An 11,589-nucleotide genomic window follows, 5' to 3' on the forward strand; every position below is an offset into this window, starting at 1 on the left:
GCCGAAGGCGTACAGGGATTTATTGATCCAGGTCTACGCTTGCTGCAACAAAGAGGGCACTCCCAGCGATTGCGATGGACTAAGCATTTGGACGCAAACGCGCGTCTGGCTTTTTTGACATGGATCGGACATGAATCAAACCAACCTGCAATTCAAAACGCTGCTGTTACTGCTGGCCCTGGTGACCGTCGCCTTTATCTGGATATTGCTGCCGTTTTACGGCGCGGTGTTCTGGGCAGTCATCCTGGGTATCATCTTTGCCCCGATGCAGCGGCGTCTGCAGGTGAAAGTCGGCTGGAACCGCAACCTGACTTCCCTGGCCACCCTGATGGTGTGCCTGGTGATTGCGATTCTGCCGGTGATCATCACCAGCGCCTTGCTGGTGCAGGAGGGGGCCACGCTGTACAAAAATGTCGAAAGCGGCAAGCTGGACGTGGCCGGGTATATCGAACAGTTCAAGAACTTCCTGCCACCTTACTTTCAGCACCTTCTGGACCGCTTCGGCATGGGCAACCTGGAAGGCCTGCGCGAGAAAATCGTCAAGAGCGCGATGCAGGGCAGCCAGTTCTTTGCCAGCCAGGCGTTCAGCTTTGGCCAGGGTACGTTCGATTTCCTGGTGAGTTTTTTCATCATGCTGTATCTGCTGTTTTTCCTGCTGCGTGACGGCCCGGAGCTGGTGCGTAAAGTCCGCACAGCGGTGCCGCTGGCCGAGCCGCAAAAGCGCCGTCTGCAACTCAAGTTCAACCGCGTGGTGCGCGCCACGGTCAAGGGCAACGTGCTGGTTGCCGTGACCCAAGGGGCGTTGGGCGGTTTGATCTTCTGGTTTCTGGACATTCCCAGCGCGTTGCTCTGGGCGGTGTTGATGGCGTTTCTCTCGCTGCTGCCGGCGGTGGGCGCAGGGATCGTGTGGGGGCCGGTGGCGGCATACTTCCTGTTGAGCGGGGCGATCTGGCAAGGCGTGGTGCTGGGCCTGTTCGGCGTATTCGTCATCGGCCTGGTGGATAACGTGCTGCGCCCGATTCTGGTGGGCAAGGACACCAAGATGCCGGACTACCTGATTCTGATCTCGACCCTGGGCGGCCTGTCGGTGTTCGGCCTGAACGGCTTTGTGATCGGGCCGCTGGTGGCGGCGTTGTTCATGTCCAGCTGGGCGCTATTTGTCGAAAGCAAGCCACGGGTCAAGTTGCCGTTGCCCTAGGCTTCAGGCACGGAGCCTGAAGGTTGCCGCTTGTTGTTCGGCAGCCGATAACGAAGTGAGCGGGCCGCTGACGGGCTCGCCATCGTGCATCAGGTACCAGCAGGCGAGTACACCCAGCTTGCGCAGGGGGGCAGGAACGGCGCTGCCGATGACGGACATGATCTGAACAGTGGGCATAAGGACCTCCAATCGCTATGGGGTCACCTTACGGGGTGCCAGCGTCGAGGAAAAATCACCCGGCTTGATAGTCGACATCAACGCCAGGCGTCACTCCACCACTTGGTCGAGCATGTTCACCACTTCCTGCTCATTGAGCAGGCCTTTGCGCACCAGGCTTTCGGCCAGCAGTGCGAGGAATTTTGCGTTGCGGTGGCCTTCCAGGTGCTTGAGTTCGGTCAGTGCGCTGTAGACCTTGCTGGATGTACAGAGTCCGGCAACGTGGTGTGGGTTTTGGGTGGGCATGGTCAGCCGTCCTTGTTGTTATCGGGTTCAGAGGTGGGATAGTGAAAGTGAGTCGTGACACAAACATGACAGCGCGAGACCCGGTCGGGCAAGTAGACTTTCGGCTTCAATGATGTGGGATTGCGGCGCGGCCATTGTCCTCATAGCGACCTTGGTGCGATCAAACCGGACGATTTGCGATAAACCACCATGCAAAAAAAGGCCCCGCGAGTGGGCGAGGCCTGTTCAGGCAGATCGATTCAAACTTACCAGCCGCGGCCGTAGTAGCCGTGGGGAGGGCCGTAATAGCCACGCGGTGGGCCGTAATACACCGGCGCCGGGCGGTAATAGACCTGTTGTTGCACATATACCGGCGGTGGCGGTGCGTAGTACACCGGCGGTGGTGCAGCGTAAACCGGTTGCGGTTGTACATACACTGGCTGCTGCTGCACGTAGACCTCACGGGGTTGGCTGGCAACCACGGAGCCCACGACAGCGGCGCCGACTAACGCACCCAAGACGGCCGGACCACCCCATCCACCACCGTGGGCGGAGGCTTGGCCTGCCATAGCGAGTGCACCGATAAGCAAGGCGATCTTGGGGATTTTACGAATCATGGTCATTCCTCGGTTAGCCCCTGCGCTTGTGGCCTGCAATCAATGGGCTCAAGTAATGTCGCGGGGATACTTTTAAGACAACGTATTTCTGAAAAACAGCACGGCCGATAGGTAAAGGTTGTGTAAGGTCTGTACCGATTTGCTTACTTCAAGGAGTTACCCATGCAGATGCACCCCAATAAGGATACCCAACTGTGCATGTCACTGTCGGCGCGTCCCGGGAATTTCGGCCTGCGATTTCATAACCATTTGTATGAACAGCTGGGTCTGAACTTCTACTATAAAGCCTTCAGCAGCCAGGATTTAGCTGGCGCGATCGGCGGTATCCGAGCGTTGGGGATTCGCGGTTGCGGGGTGTCGATGCCGTTCAAAGAGGCCAGCATTGCCCTGGTGGACGAACTGGACAGCTCGGTCAAAGCCATCGCATCCCTCAACACCATCGTCAACACGGCCGGCCACCTCAAGGCCTACAACACCGACTACATCGCCATCGAGCAACTGCTGAAAACACACGCAGTACCGACAGAGTCGACCTTTGCCCTGCGCGGCAGCGGCGGCATGGCCAAGGCCGTGGCCAGTGCCCTGCGTGACGGCGGGTACGCCAATGGCGTGATCGTGGCGCGTAACGAAGCGGCGGGCAGGGCGCTGGCGCAGAGCCTGGGCTATCAATGGCAGGCGCAATTGGGCGATCTGCGCCCGCAGATGTTGATCAACGTCACGCCGATCGGCATGACCGGCGGGGCCGAGGCCGATCAGCTGGCTTTCGAGGCTGACGCTGTGGACCAGGCGCAGACGCTGTTCGATGTGGTAGCGATCCCTGCGGAAACGCCGTTGATCGTGCGTGGACGTGCCCAAGGCAAGCGTGTGATCACCGGGCTGGAAGTGATCGCGATCCAGGCTCTGGAGCAGTTTGTGTTGTACACAGGCGTGCGGCCGACCCAGGCACAGTTCGAAAAAGCCGTCGCTTTTGCGCGAGGCTGAAGCACATTGCACATCAACTGTAGGCGCAGGCAAGCCGGCGCCTACAGGGTTTTGACCGTGTCAGGCCTCCAGCTGTGCCAGCCGTTCTTCCAGCGCCGCAATCCGCGCTTCCAGCTCTTCGATGCGCTCGACTGAGACCCCGCCGGCCCCGCGTTCCACCGGGCTGCCGCGCGCCGCGATAATCGCCTCGATATCCGCCGGGTCGCCCAGCGCGTGGGTATAGCGATCCTCGCGCTGCCCCGCCTGGCGCGGCACCAGTACGGCCAATCCGCGCGCAATCAGGCGTTCCAGTTGGTGGACGACCTGCTCGGCGTCTTCGAAATCATGCATGCGCCCGCTGCGGGTCAGCAACTCGTTGACCGTCTGCGGCCCACGCAGAAACAGCAGCCCGGTCAGGATCACCTGGGCCGGCACCAATTCCAGGGCCTTGTCGACCCGGTGTTCCCAACGGTCGGCGCGGCTGCCCATGACCAGGCGGGTGAACCCCTGGCCTTCCAGCACGCGCAGGCTTTGGCCGACCTGGCCTTGGCTGAGGTTCATCACCGGCTCGCGGCTGGTCTTCTGGTTGCAGGCCAGGACCACGGCGTTGAGGGTCAGGGGGTAGGTTTCCGGGTTGGTCGCCTGTTTTTCGATCAGGCAGCCCAGGATGCGGATTTCCGTGCTGTTCAGGCGCGGTTCAGGGGTGTCGGTATCGTGCTCAGCGGTCATCGCGCTTTCCCTATGCAGTGAACGCACTAGCCTAATCCTGAAAAAATAAAAGACAAGCGGCCGGCATGGCTATAATCGCCGCTGGTTCCAACCCCGCCCTTACCGATGAGACCGTCATGACTATTTCCCTGTACGCCGCTTCCGTCCCAGTCTTCAAGCAAATGCTCAGCGCCTTGAGTGGTGTGCTGGAAAAAGCTGAAGCCCACGCCACTGCGAAGAACATCGAACCCAACGCCTTGCTGCAAGCGCGCCTGTTCCCTGACATGTTCCAACTGGTGCGCCAGGTGCAGATCGCCGTCGACTTCGCCAAGGGCGTTTCCGCGCGTCTGGCCGAGATCGAACTGCCGAAATACGAAGACAACGAAGCGACCTTCGCCGACCTGCAGGCGCTGATCGCCAAGGTCCTGGCGTTTATGGACACCATCAAGCCCGAGCAAATCGACGGCAAAGAAGGGATCGAGATCATCACTCGCCCCGGCACCCCGAAAGAAAAGCGCTTCAGCGGCCAGTCCTACCTGCTGACCTACGGCCTGCCGCAGTTCTTCTTCCACGTCACCACCGCCTACGCCCTGCTGCGTCACAACGGTGTGGAAGTGGGCAAGCGTGATTACATGGGCGCTTTCTGAATAGCTGTGTTCTGAGCGCATAGAAAAAAGCCCGGGGTCGTTCCTTTGAGAACGGCCCCGGGCTTTTTTGCGAGCGCTGTTTAAACCGGCTGCTCTTCCTTGCCCAGGCATGCCGCTGCGGTAAACAGCACATCGGTGGACGAGTTGAGTGCGGTTTCCGCAGAGTCCTGCAACACGCCGATGATGAAACCTACCGCCACTACCTGCATGGCGATATCGCTGGGAATGCCGAACAGGCTGCATGCCAGTGGAATCAGCAGCAGCGAACCACCGGCCACGCCCGACGCACCGCACGCGCAAATGGCGGCGACTACGCTGAGCAGCACGGCGGTGGGCAGGTCTACGGTGATGCCCAGGGTGTGCACGGCCGCCAGGGTCAATACGGTGATGGTGATCGCCGCACCCGCCATATTGATGGTGGCGCCCAGGGGGATCGACACCGAGTAGGTGTCTTCATGCAGGCCCAGGCGCTTGCTCAACGCCAGGTTCACCGGAATGTTCGCCGCCGAACTACGGGTGAAGAACGCCGTGATGCCGCTTTCACGCAGGCACAGCAATACCAGCGGGTAGGGGTTGCGGCGCAGTTTCCAGAACACGATGGCCGGGTTGATCACCAGCGCCACGAACAGCATGCAGCCGATCAGCACCACCAACAGGTGGGCGTAGCCGAGCAGGGCACCGAAGCCGGAGGTGGCGAGGGTCGAGGCTACCAGGCCGAAAATCCCCAGGGGGGCGAAGCGGATCACCACGCGCACGATCAAGGTCACGCCGTTGGACAGGTCATCGAGCACCGTGCGGGTGGTTTCGCCGGCATGGCGAATCGCTATGCCCATACCGATGGCCCACGCCAGAATGCCGATAAAGTTGGCGTTCATCAGCGCACTCACCGGGTTATCCACCACGCTCAGCAACAGGCTCTGCAACACCTCGCCGATGCCGCCCGGCGCGCTCACGGTGGCGTCGTGGGTGGCGAGCACCAGCGGCGAGGGAAACAGCGTGCTGGCGATCACCGCAACCACGGCGGCTGCGAAGGTGCCCAGCAGGTACAGGAACAGGATCGGCTTGATGTGGGTTTCCTGGCCGTGCTTATGGTTGGCGATCGACGCCATCACCAGCACGAACACCAGGATCGGCGCCACGGCCTTCAGCGCGGTGACAAACACTTTGCCAATGAAACCACTGGCCTTGGCGGCCTCGGGCAGCACGAAGGCCAGCAGAATGCCGGCGATCAGGCCGATGACGATTTGCGTGACCAGGCTGACGCGCGCGAGTCGTTGGAAAAGGGAGGGGGCAGCAGTCATAAACGGTTGTCTCTGGTTTTTTTAGTAGGACGCAGCATTACAGGTGGAGGGCGCTGTAGGAAGCGGGCGCGGAGTCTATCATGCTGTAGGAAATGTCCCGATTGATGCGGCATTCCGTCACCCATTTGCGGCCAATTCGCACAGATTCTGTTAGCATGACCTCCTCTAATCTTTCCTATCTGTCAGCGGGCCCACGGGCTTTCGTTGATGTCGTCGTTTCTGGAGTTTTCATGTTGTTTCCCATCCTGCTGCTGTCGGCCGCCGGTTTTACCGTGCTGACCACAGAATTCATAATCGTCGGCCTGTTGCCGTCGATCGCCCGGGACCTGAATGTCAGCGTGTCCCAGGCCGGCCTGCTGGTGACGCTGTTTGCGTTCACCGTGGCGGCGTTCGGCCCGTTCCTCACTGCCTACTGCGCGCGGTTCCAGCGCAAGCGCCTGTTCATCACGATTTTGATCATGTTCGCCGTGGCAAATACCGTGGCGGCACTGGCGCCGAACATCTGGGTGATGTCCCTGGCGCGCTTGATTCCAGCGTTGGGCTTGCCGGTGTTCTGGGCCTTGGCCAGTGAAACGGCGGTGGACATCGTCGGCCCGGAATACGCCGGTCGCGCCATCGAGAAGATCGGCTTCGGGATCGTCTGCGCCACCGTCTTCGGCATTCCGGTGGGCACGCTGATTTCCGATATGTTCGGCTGGCGCAGCGCGTTTGCAATCCTCGCGGTGATTGCGTTGGCCAAGGCGCTGCTGCTGTTTATCTACCTGCCGGTGACACAGGCGAAGAACGCGCAGGTGACGTTACGCTCGCAATTCAAGCTGCTGCGCAGCCCGTTGATGCAGGGGCATATCCTGCTGTCGATCCTGGTCTTCAGCGGCATGTTTACCGCCTACACCTACCTGGCGGACATCCTTGAACGCCTGGCCGGGTTCGACGGTACGCTGGTCGGCTGGTGCCTGATGGGTTTTGGCGCGGTCGGGCTGATCGGCAACTCGCTGGGCGGGCGCGCGGTGGATCGCCACCCCTTGATCGCGTCGATGGTGTTCTGCGGGTTCATGATAGCCGGCATGGTCGCCGTGGTGCCCGCGATTCACTCCACCATCGGCCTGGCCGCGGCGATGGCCGTGTGGGGCGTGACCCAGGCGGCGATGTTCCTGGTCAGCCACGTGCGGCTGATGAAGGCCGCACCGCATGCGCCGGCGTTTGCCGCGTCGCTGAATATTGCCGGGGCCAACCTGGGTATCGGTCTTGGTGCCTTGGTCGGTGGGCATGTGATCGACACCCTGGGCCTGGCCAGCCTGGGCTTGGCCGCGTCGGGGTTTATCCTGGTGTCGATCCTGCTGGCGCTGTGGCTGATGAGCGCCAAACCGCTGCCGACCAGCGCCTGAACCCTCAGGGCAGAGCGGTGAACAGTTCCCGCCTGGCACCTTCGGTTATCGCCACGATGCCGGGGTGCTTGACCTTGCGTTCTACCGAAATCGCATAGAACGACTCGGTCACCGCATCCGTCTGGCCAATCAGCGCGACGCCATACTGGCGCACCACCTCATCGGCAATCACGCTGGGGGCGATAAAGATCCCGCTGCCGGATTGGCCGAATGCCTGCATCAATGCACTGTCGTCGAACTCGCCGATGATCTTCGGTTGGATCTGCTGCTCGGCAAACCAGCGCAGCAAGCGGCTGCGCACCACCGTCTCCGCCCCCGGAATCAACAATGGCGCCCCCTGCAAACACTGTGGGAAAACGCCGCCGTGCCGGTCAGCCAACGCTTGAGTGGCGAAAAAACTGATGCCGCATTCGCCCAACTTCTGGCTGTAGCCCTTGATGTCCAAATGCGTGGGCATGGGGCTGTCGGAAATCACCAGATCGAGGCGCTGGATCGCCAGATCGGCGAGCAGGCGTTCGAGTTTGTCTTCGCGGCAGGTGATGCGGATTGGCTCGCTGAGCTCCATCGTCGGCGCGATCAGCCGGTAGACGATGGATTTTGGCACCACATCCGCCACCCCGACCCGAAACAAGATCTGCTGTTCATCCGGCTGCGCGCGCAACATCGCCTCCAGTTCATTGCCGGTCTGGAACATCTGCTCGGCGTAGGGCAGGGCCTGGCGCCCGGCCTCGGTCAGCTCCAACTGGCGGCCTACCCGCTGAAACAGGGCGATGCCGAAGGTTTGTTCCAACAGGCTGATCTGTCCGCTGATGGTCTGGGGCGTGAGGTTCAATTGCTCACAGGCGCGCACGATGCTGCCGGTCTTGGCCACCACCCAGAAGTAATGCAACTGTCGGTAATTGAGCATGCCGGCCTACACTTCGTTAAAACCGAAGTATACGCGAGAAAAATACGAATTTTCCTGAAGTGTCCCTCTGCCTAGAATGCGTCGCTATCGAGGGGCCACTATTTGGACCCAATGGTTCTAACGAGGAAAACATCATGAAACTCAATTCCCTGGGCGCGGCATCGTTGCTTGCGCTTTCATTGGTGGTGGTCAGCGGCTGTGATCAGGTCGAAAAAAGCGCACAACAGGTGATGGGCAAGGCCACCGAGTCGGCCAAGCAAGTGATCGACGAAACCCATAAGGCCGCCGAGCAGGCGTTGAGTGAAGCGACCCAAGGCCTGATCAGTCCGCAGAAAAAAGACGATCAGCCGCAAAACGAGTCTGAATCGACGCGTAAAGAAGCCTAATTTCCCAGCACAACGTCAGGATTGATCTATGGACTACCTTGTACAACTGGCCGCCAGCCCCACCGCCTGGGTCGCACTGGCCACCTTGATCGTGATGGAAATCGTGCTGGGCATCGATAACCTGATTTTTATCTCGATCCTCACCAACAAATTGCCCGAGCAGCACCGGGCCAAGGCACGACGCATCGGTATCAGCATGGCGTTGGTATTGCGCCTGGGTCTGTTGAGCACCATTGCGTTCATCGTGCAGTTGACCACGCCGGTGTTTGAAATTTTCGGCCAGGCGTTTTCGTGGAAGGACATGATCCTGATCGCCGGTGGCCTGTTCCTGGTCTGGAAGGCAACCACCGAGATCCATCACAGCATGGACCCGGAGCCTGAAGAGAAGGCCAGCACCAGCAATGCCGTGTCCATCGGCTTTGCTGCGGCCATCGGCCAGATCTTGATGCTCGACCTGGTGTTCTCCATCGACAGCATCATCACCGCCGTGGGCATGACCGAGCATTTGCCGATCATGATCGTTGCCGTGGTGACCTCGGTCATCGTGATGCTGGTGGCGGCTGAGCCGCTGGCCAAGTTCATCAACGACAACCCGACCGTGGTGATGCTGGCCCTGGGCTTCCTGATCATGATCGGTATGACCCTGATCGCCGAAGGCTTCGGTGCCCATGTGCCCAAAGGCTACGTGTATGCGGCCATGGCGTTCTCGGCGGCGATCGAGTGCTTGAACATCGCCCGGCGCAACCGCCACAAGCGTTTGCTGGCCGCTCGTCAGTAATCGCAGCAACCCCAAAAAGGCCGGCTGTGCTCGTAAGAGTCCCGCCGGCTTTTTGCCGTCTGTTAGAATCCGCGCACTTGATAGCTTGAGGTCCACCATGAACGAGCCGATTCGCCTTACCCAGTACAGTCATGGCGCGGGATGTGGCTGCAAGATTTCGCCCCAGGTATTGGAAGTGATCCTCGCTGGCAGCGGCGCACAGAACCTTGACCCGAACCTGTGGGTGGGCAACGCCTCGCGCGACGATGCGGCGGTGTACGCCATCGACGACGAGCGCGGCGTGGTCTCCACCACTGATTTTTTCATGCCGATTGTCGATGACCCGTTCGATTTCGGCCGGATTGCCGCCACCAACGCGATCAGCGACATCTACGCGATGGGCGGCGACCCGTTGATGGCTATCGCCATTCTGGGCTGGCCGGTAAATGTATTGGCTCCGGAGGTCGCCCGCGAAGTGATCCGTGGCGGCCGCTCCGTGTGCGACGAGGCCGGTATTCCCCTGGCCGGCGGTCACTCCATCGATGCGCCGGAGCCCATTTTCGGCCTTGCCGTGACCGGTATCGTGCAAAAGCGCCATATGAAGCGCAACGACACCGCCACCGTCGGCTGCCGTTTGTACCTGACCAAACCCCTGGGCATCGGCATCCTGACCACCGCCGAAAAGAAAGGCAAATTACGTGATACGGATATTGGTCTGGCTCGTGATTGGATGTGTACCCTCAATAAGCCTGGCAGCCGCTTCGGCAAATTGGCCGGTGTAACGGCAATGACTGACGTCACCGGCTTCGGTCTTTTGGGCCATTTGGTGGAAATGGCTGACGGCAGCGGCGTGACGGCACGCATCGAATATAACAAAGTCCCACGCCTGCCCGGGATCGAGGACTACCTGGACCAGGGCTGCATGCCGGGCGGCACCTTGCGCAACTTCGACAGTTATGCGAGCAAACTCGGGCGCCTGCAGGAGCTGCACAAGCGCGTGCTGTGTGACCCGCAGACCAGCGGCGGCCTGTTGATCGCCGTTACGCCCGAGGGCGACGCCGAGTTTCATGCGATCGCCCGCGAACTGGGCCTGACCCTTGAGCCCATCGGTGAATTAGTTGAGCGACAGACCCACGCGGTAGAGGTGTTTTGATGGCGACTGACATCACCGACTACCGCGACATCTTCCTCAACGACCGCCCGATGATGGATACCCGCGCGCCGGTCGAGTTCACCAAGGGCGCCTTCCCAGGCGTGGTCAACCTGCCACTGATGACCGATGACGAGCGTCAGCGGGTCGGCACTTGCTACAAACAGCAGGGCCAGCAAGCGGCTATCGTGCTCGGACACGAGCTGGTGTCCGGAGCAATCAAGGCCGGGCGCATCGAGCAATGGGCGCGGTTCGCCCAGGCCAATCCGGACGGCTATCTGTACTGCTTTCGTGGCGGTCTGCGTTCGCAGATCGTGCAGCAATGGCTGAAAACCGAAGCCGGTATCGAGTACCCCCGCGTCGGCGGCGGCTACAAAGCCATGCGCGGCTTTTTGCTGGACACCGTCGAACAGGCGGTCGCCGAGTGTGACTTCGTGTTGCTGGGCGGCATGACCGGCACCGGCAAGACCGAAGTGCTCGGCCAACTGCGCAATGCGCTGGACCTGGAAGGCCACGCCAACCATCGCGGTTCCAGCTTCGGTAAGCGGGCCACGGTGCAACCGTCCAACATCGACTTCGAGAACCGCCTGGCGGTGGACCTGCTGAAAAAACGCGCGGGCGGCATCGAGCAGTTTGTGGTCGAGGATGAAAGCCGCATGATCGGCAGTTGTGCGCTGCCGTTGCCGTTGCACAAGGGCATGCAGACCTTCGCGATGGTGTGGTTGGAAGACACTGTCGAAGGCCGGGTCGAACGTATCCTGCGCGATTACGTGGTCGACCTTTGCGCTGAATTCATCGCGGTATTTGGCGAAACCGGCTACGTACTGTTTGGTGAGCGCCTGACCCAGAGCCTGGCCAATATCCACAAGCGCCTGGGCGGCGAGCGCTTCCAGCGATTGCAGGCGATTCTGCAGGACGCCCTGGCGGAACAGGCCCGCAGCGGCGCTGTGGACCTGCACCGCGTATGGATCGAAGGGTTGCTGCGCGAGTACTACGACCCGATGTACGCCTTCCAGCGTGAAAGCAAAGGCGCGCGCATCGAGTTTGTCGGGGAGCAGGCAGCGGTGCTGGAGTATTTGCGCGAGCGTGGTGTGTTGCGAGGTTGATGCTTGCCTGCAATAAGGCCCTCAAC

14 protein-coding genes are annotated in these 11,589 nt (G+C 60.7%); 8 read left to right on the forward strand and 6 right to left on the reverse strand.

Annotated elements, in window-relative coordinates:
• Positions 1-130 precede the first annotated feature (130 nt).
• A complete protein-coding gene (locus tag ACS5Q8_RS10135; protein WP_247406671.1) occupies positions 131-1,198 on the forward strand; it encodes an AI-2E family transporter in 1,068 nt (355 codons plus the stop codon).
• A gap of 3 nt (positions 1,199-1,201) precedes the next feature.
• Here ACS5Q8_RS10135 and ACS5Q8_RS10140 read toward each other — a convergent pair whose 3' ends face one another.
• The 3 genes from ACS5Q8_RS10140 to ACS5Q8_RS10150 form a co-directional block, all read right to left on the reverse strand.
• Positions 1,202-1,375 (reverse strand): hypothetical protein, encoded by a 174-nt coding sequence (locus tag ACS5Q8_RS10140; RefSeq protein WP_247406673.1) that lies wholly within the window; start codon positions 1,373-1,375, stop codon positions 1,202-1,204.
• A gap of 90 nt (positions 1,376-1,465) precedes the next feature.
• Positions 1,466-1,660: a hypothetical protein gene (locus ACS5Q8_RS10145; RefSeq protein ID WP_247406676.1), complete on the reverse strand. Its 195-nt coding sequence runs from the start codon at positions 1,658-1,660 to the stop codon at positions 1,466-1,468.
• A gap of 245 nt (positions 1,661-1,905) precedes the next feature.
• Positions 1,906-2,262, reverse strand: a complete 357-nt coding sequence (locus ACS5Q8_RS10150) for a hypothetical protein (protein WP_122538658.1) — start codon at positions 2,260-2,262, stop codon at positions 1,906-1,908.
• A 156-nt stretch (positions 2,263-2,418) separates the two neighbouring features.
• Here ACS5Q8_RS10150 and ACS5Q8_RS10155 point away from each other — a divergent pair, with 156 nt between their 5' ends.
• Positions 2,419-3,237: a shikimate 5-dehydrogenase gene (locus ACS5Q8_RS10155; RefSeq protein ID WP_276197375.1), complete on the forward strand. Its 819-nt coding sequence runs from the start codon at positions 2,419-2,421 to the stop codon at positions 3,235-3,237.
• 60 nt (positions 3,238-3,297) lie between these two features.
• On the opposite strand, the gene ACS5Q8_RS10160 is transcribed toward ACS5Q8_RS10155, so the two are convergent.
• Positions 3,298-3,945 carry a YceH family protein gene (locus tag ACS5Q8_RS10160; RefSeq protein ID WP_276197376.1) on the reverse strand — a complete coding sequence of 216 codons (648 nt, stop codon included), beginning with the start codon at positions 3,943-3,945 and terminating at the stop codon, positions 3,298-3,300.
• A 116-nt stretch (positions 3,946-4,061) separates the two neighbouring features.
• Between ACS5Q8_RS10160 and ACS5Q8_RS10165 the strand changes: the two genes are divergently transcribed.
• On the forward strand, positions 4,062-4,571 hold the full coding sequence (locus tag ACS5Q8_RS10165) for a DUF1993 domain-containing protein (protein ID WP_276197377.1): 510 nt from the start codon (positions 4,062-4,064) through the stop codon (positions 4,569-4,571).
• Positions 4,572-4,651: 80 nt separating this feature from the next.
• Here the strand turns inward: ACS5Q8_RS10165 and sstT are convergent, their stop codons facing one another.
• Positions 4,652-5,872 (reverse strand): serine/threonine transporter SstT, encoded by a 1,221-nt coding sequence (gene sstT / locus ACS5Q8_RS10170; RefSeq protein ID WP_276197378.1) that lies wholly within the window; start codon positions 5,870-5,872, stop codon positions 4,652-4,654.
• A 230-nt stretch (positions 5,873-6,102) separates the two neighbouring features.
• On the opposite strand from sstT, the gene ACS5Q8_RS10175 reads away from it, so the two are divergent.
• A complete protein-coding gene (locus tag ACS5Q8_RS10175; RefSeq protein ID WP_276197379.1) occupies positions 6,103-7,257 on the forward strand; it encodes an MFS transporter in 1,155 nt (384 codons plus the stop codon).
• Positions 7,258-7,261: 4 nt separating this feature from the next.
• Here the strand turns inward: ACS5Q8_RS10175 and nhaR are convergent, their stop codons facing one another.
• A complete protein-coding gene (gene nhaR / locus ACS5Q8_RS10180; protein ID WP_247404425.1) occupies positions 7,262-8,164 on the reverse strand; it encodes a transcriptional activator NhaR in 903 nt (300 codons plus the stop codon).
• A 134-nt stretch (positions 8,165-8,298) separates the two neighbouring features.
• Between nhaR and ACS5Q8_RS10185 the strand changes: the two genes are divergently transcribed.
• From ACS5Q8_RS10185 to mnmH, 4 genes are all read left to right on the forward strand, one after another.
• Complete coding sequence (locus ACS5Q8_RS10185; RefSeq protein ID WP_247404422.1) at positions 8,299-8,550, forward strand: hypothetical protein; 252 nt, start codon at positions 8,299-8,301, stop codon at positions 8,548-8,550.
• 28 nt (positions 8,551-8,578) lie between these two features.
• Complete coding sequence (locus ACS5Q8_RS10190; RefSeq protein ID WP_276197380.1) at positions 8,579-9,328, forward strand: TerC family protein; 750 nt, start codon at positions 8,579-8,581, stop codon at positions 9,326-9,328.
• A gap of 97 nt (positions 9,329-9,425) precedes the next feature.
• Positions 9,426-10,460: a selenide, water dikinase SelD gene (selD, locus tag ACS5Q8_RS10195; RefSeq protein WP_276197381.1), complete on the forward strand. Its 1,035-nt coding sequence runs from the start codon at positions 9,426-9,428 to the stop codon at positions 10,458-10,460.
• Positions 10,460-11,563: a tRNA 2-selenouridine(34) synthase MnmH gene (mnmH, locus tag ACS5Q8_RS10200; RefSeq protein WP_426101035.1), complete on the forward strand. Its 1,104-nt coding sequence runs from the start codon at positions 10,460-10,462 to the stop codon at positions 11,561-11,563. Before selD ends, mnmH begins: the two co-directional genes overlap by 1 nt.
• Positions 11,564-11,589: the final 26 nt, after the last annotated feature.

It is taken from the genome of Pseudomonas sp. PAMC25584 (assembly GCF_058135675.1).

Excerpts from the sequence above, each read along its gene's own strand:
- ACS5Q8_RS10135 (WP_247406671.1), top strand. The coding sequence starts at position 131 with ATGAATCAAACCAACCTGCAATTCAAAACGCTGCTGTTACTGCTGGCC.
- ACS5Q8_RS10140 (WP_247406673.1), bottom strand. The coding sequence starts at position 1,375 with ATGCCCACTGTTCAGATCATGTCCGTCATCGGCAGCGCCGTTCCTGCC.
- ACS5Q8_RS10145 (WP_247406676.1), bottom strand. The coding sequence starts at position 1,660 with ATGCCCACCCAAAACCCACACCACGTTGCCGGACTCTGTACATCCAGC.
- ACS5Q8_RS10150 (WP_122538658.1), bottom strand. The coding sequence starts at position 2,262 with ATGACCATGATTCGTAAAATCCCCAAGATCGCCTTGCTTATCGGTGCA.
- ACS5Q8_RS10155 (WP_276197375.1), top strand. The coding sequence starts at position 2,419 with ATGCAGATGCACCCCAATAAGGATACCCAACTGTGCATGTCACTGTCG.
- ACS5Q8_RS10160 (WP_276197376.1), bottom strand. The coding sequence starts at position 3,945 with ATGACCGCTGAGCACGATACCGACACCCCTGAACCGCGCCTGAACAGC.
- ACS5Q8_RS10165 (WP_276197377.1), top strand. The coding sequence starts at position 4,062 with ATGACTATTTCCCTGTACGCCGCTTCCGTCCCAGTCTTCAAGCAAATG.
- sstT (WP_276197378.1), bottom strand. The coding sequence starts at position 5,872 with ATGACTGCTGCCCCCTCCCTTTTCCAACGACTCGCGCGCGTCAGCCTG.
- ACS5Q8_RS10175 (WP_276197379.1), top strand. The coding sequence starts at position 6,103 with ATGTTGTTTCCCATCCTGCTGCTGTCGGCCGCCGGTTTTACCGTGCTG.
- nhaR (WP_247404425.1), bottom strand. The coding sequence starts at position 8,164 with ATGCTCAATTACCGACAGTTGCATTACTTCTGGGTGGTGGCCAAGACC.
- ACS5Q8_RS10185 (WP_247404422.1), top strand. The coding sequence starts at position 8,299 with ATGAAACTCAATTCCCTGGGCGCGGCATCGTTGCTTGCGCTTTCATTG.
- ACS5Q8_RS10190 (WP_276197380.1), top strand. The coding sequence starts at position 8,579 with ATGGACTACCTTGTACAACTGGCCGCCAGCCCCACCGCCTGGGTCGCA.
- selD (WP_276197381.1), top strand. The coding sequence starts at position 9,426 with ATGAACGAGCCGATTCGCCTTACCCAGTACAGTCATGGCGCGGGATGT.
- mnmH (WP_426101035.1), top strand. The coding sequence starts at position 10,460 with ATGGCGACTGACATCACCGACTACCGCGACATCTTCCTCAACGACCGC.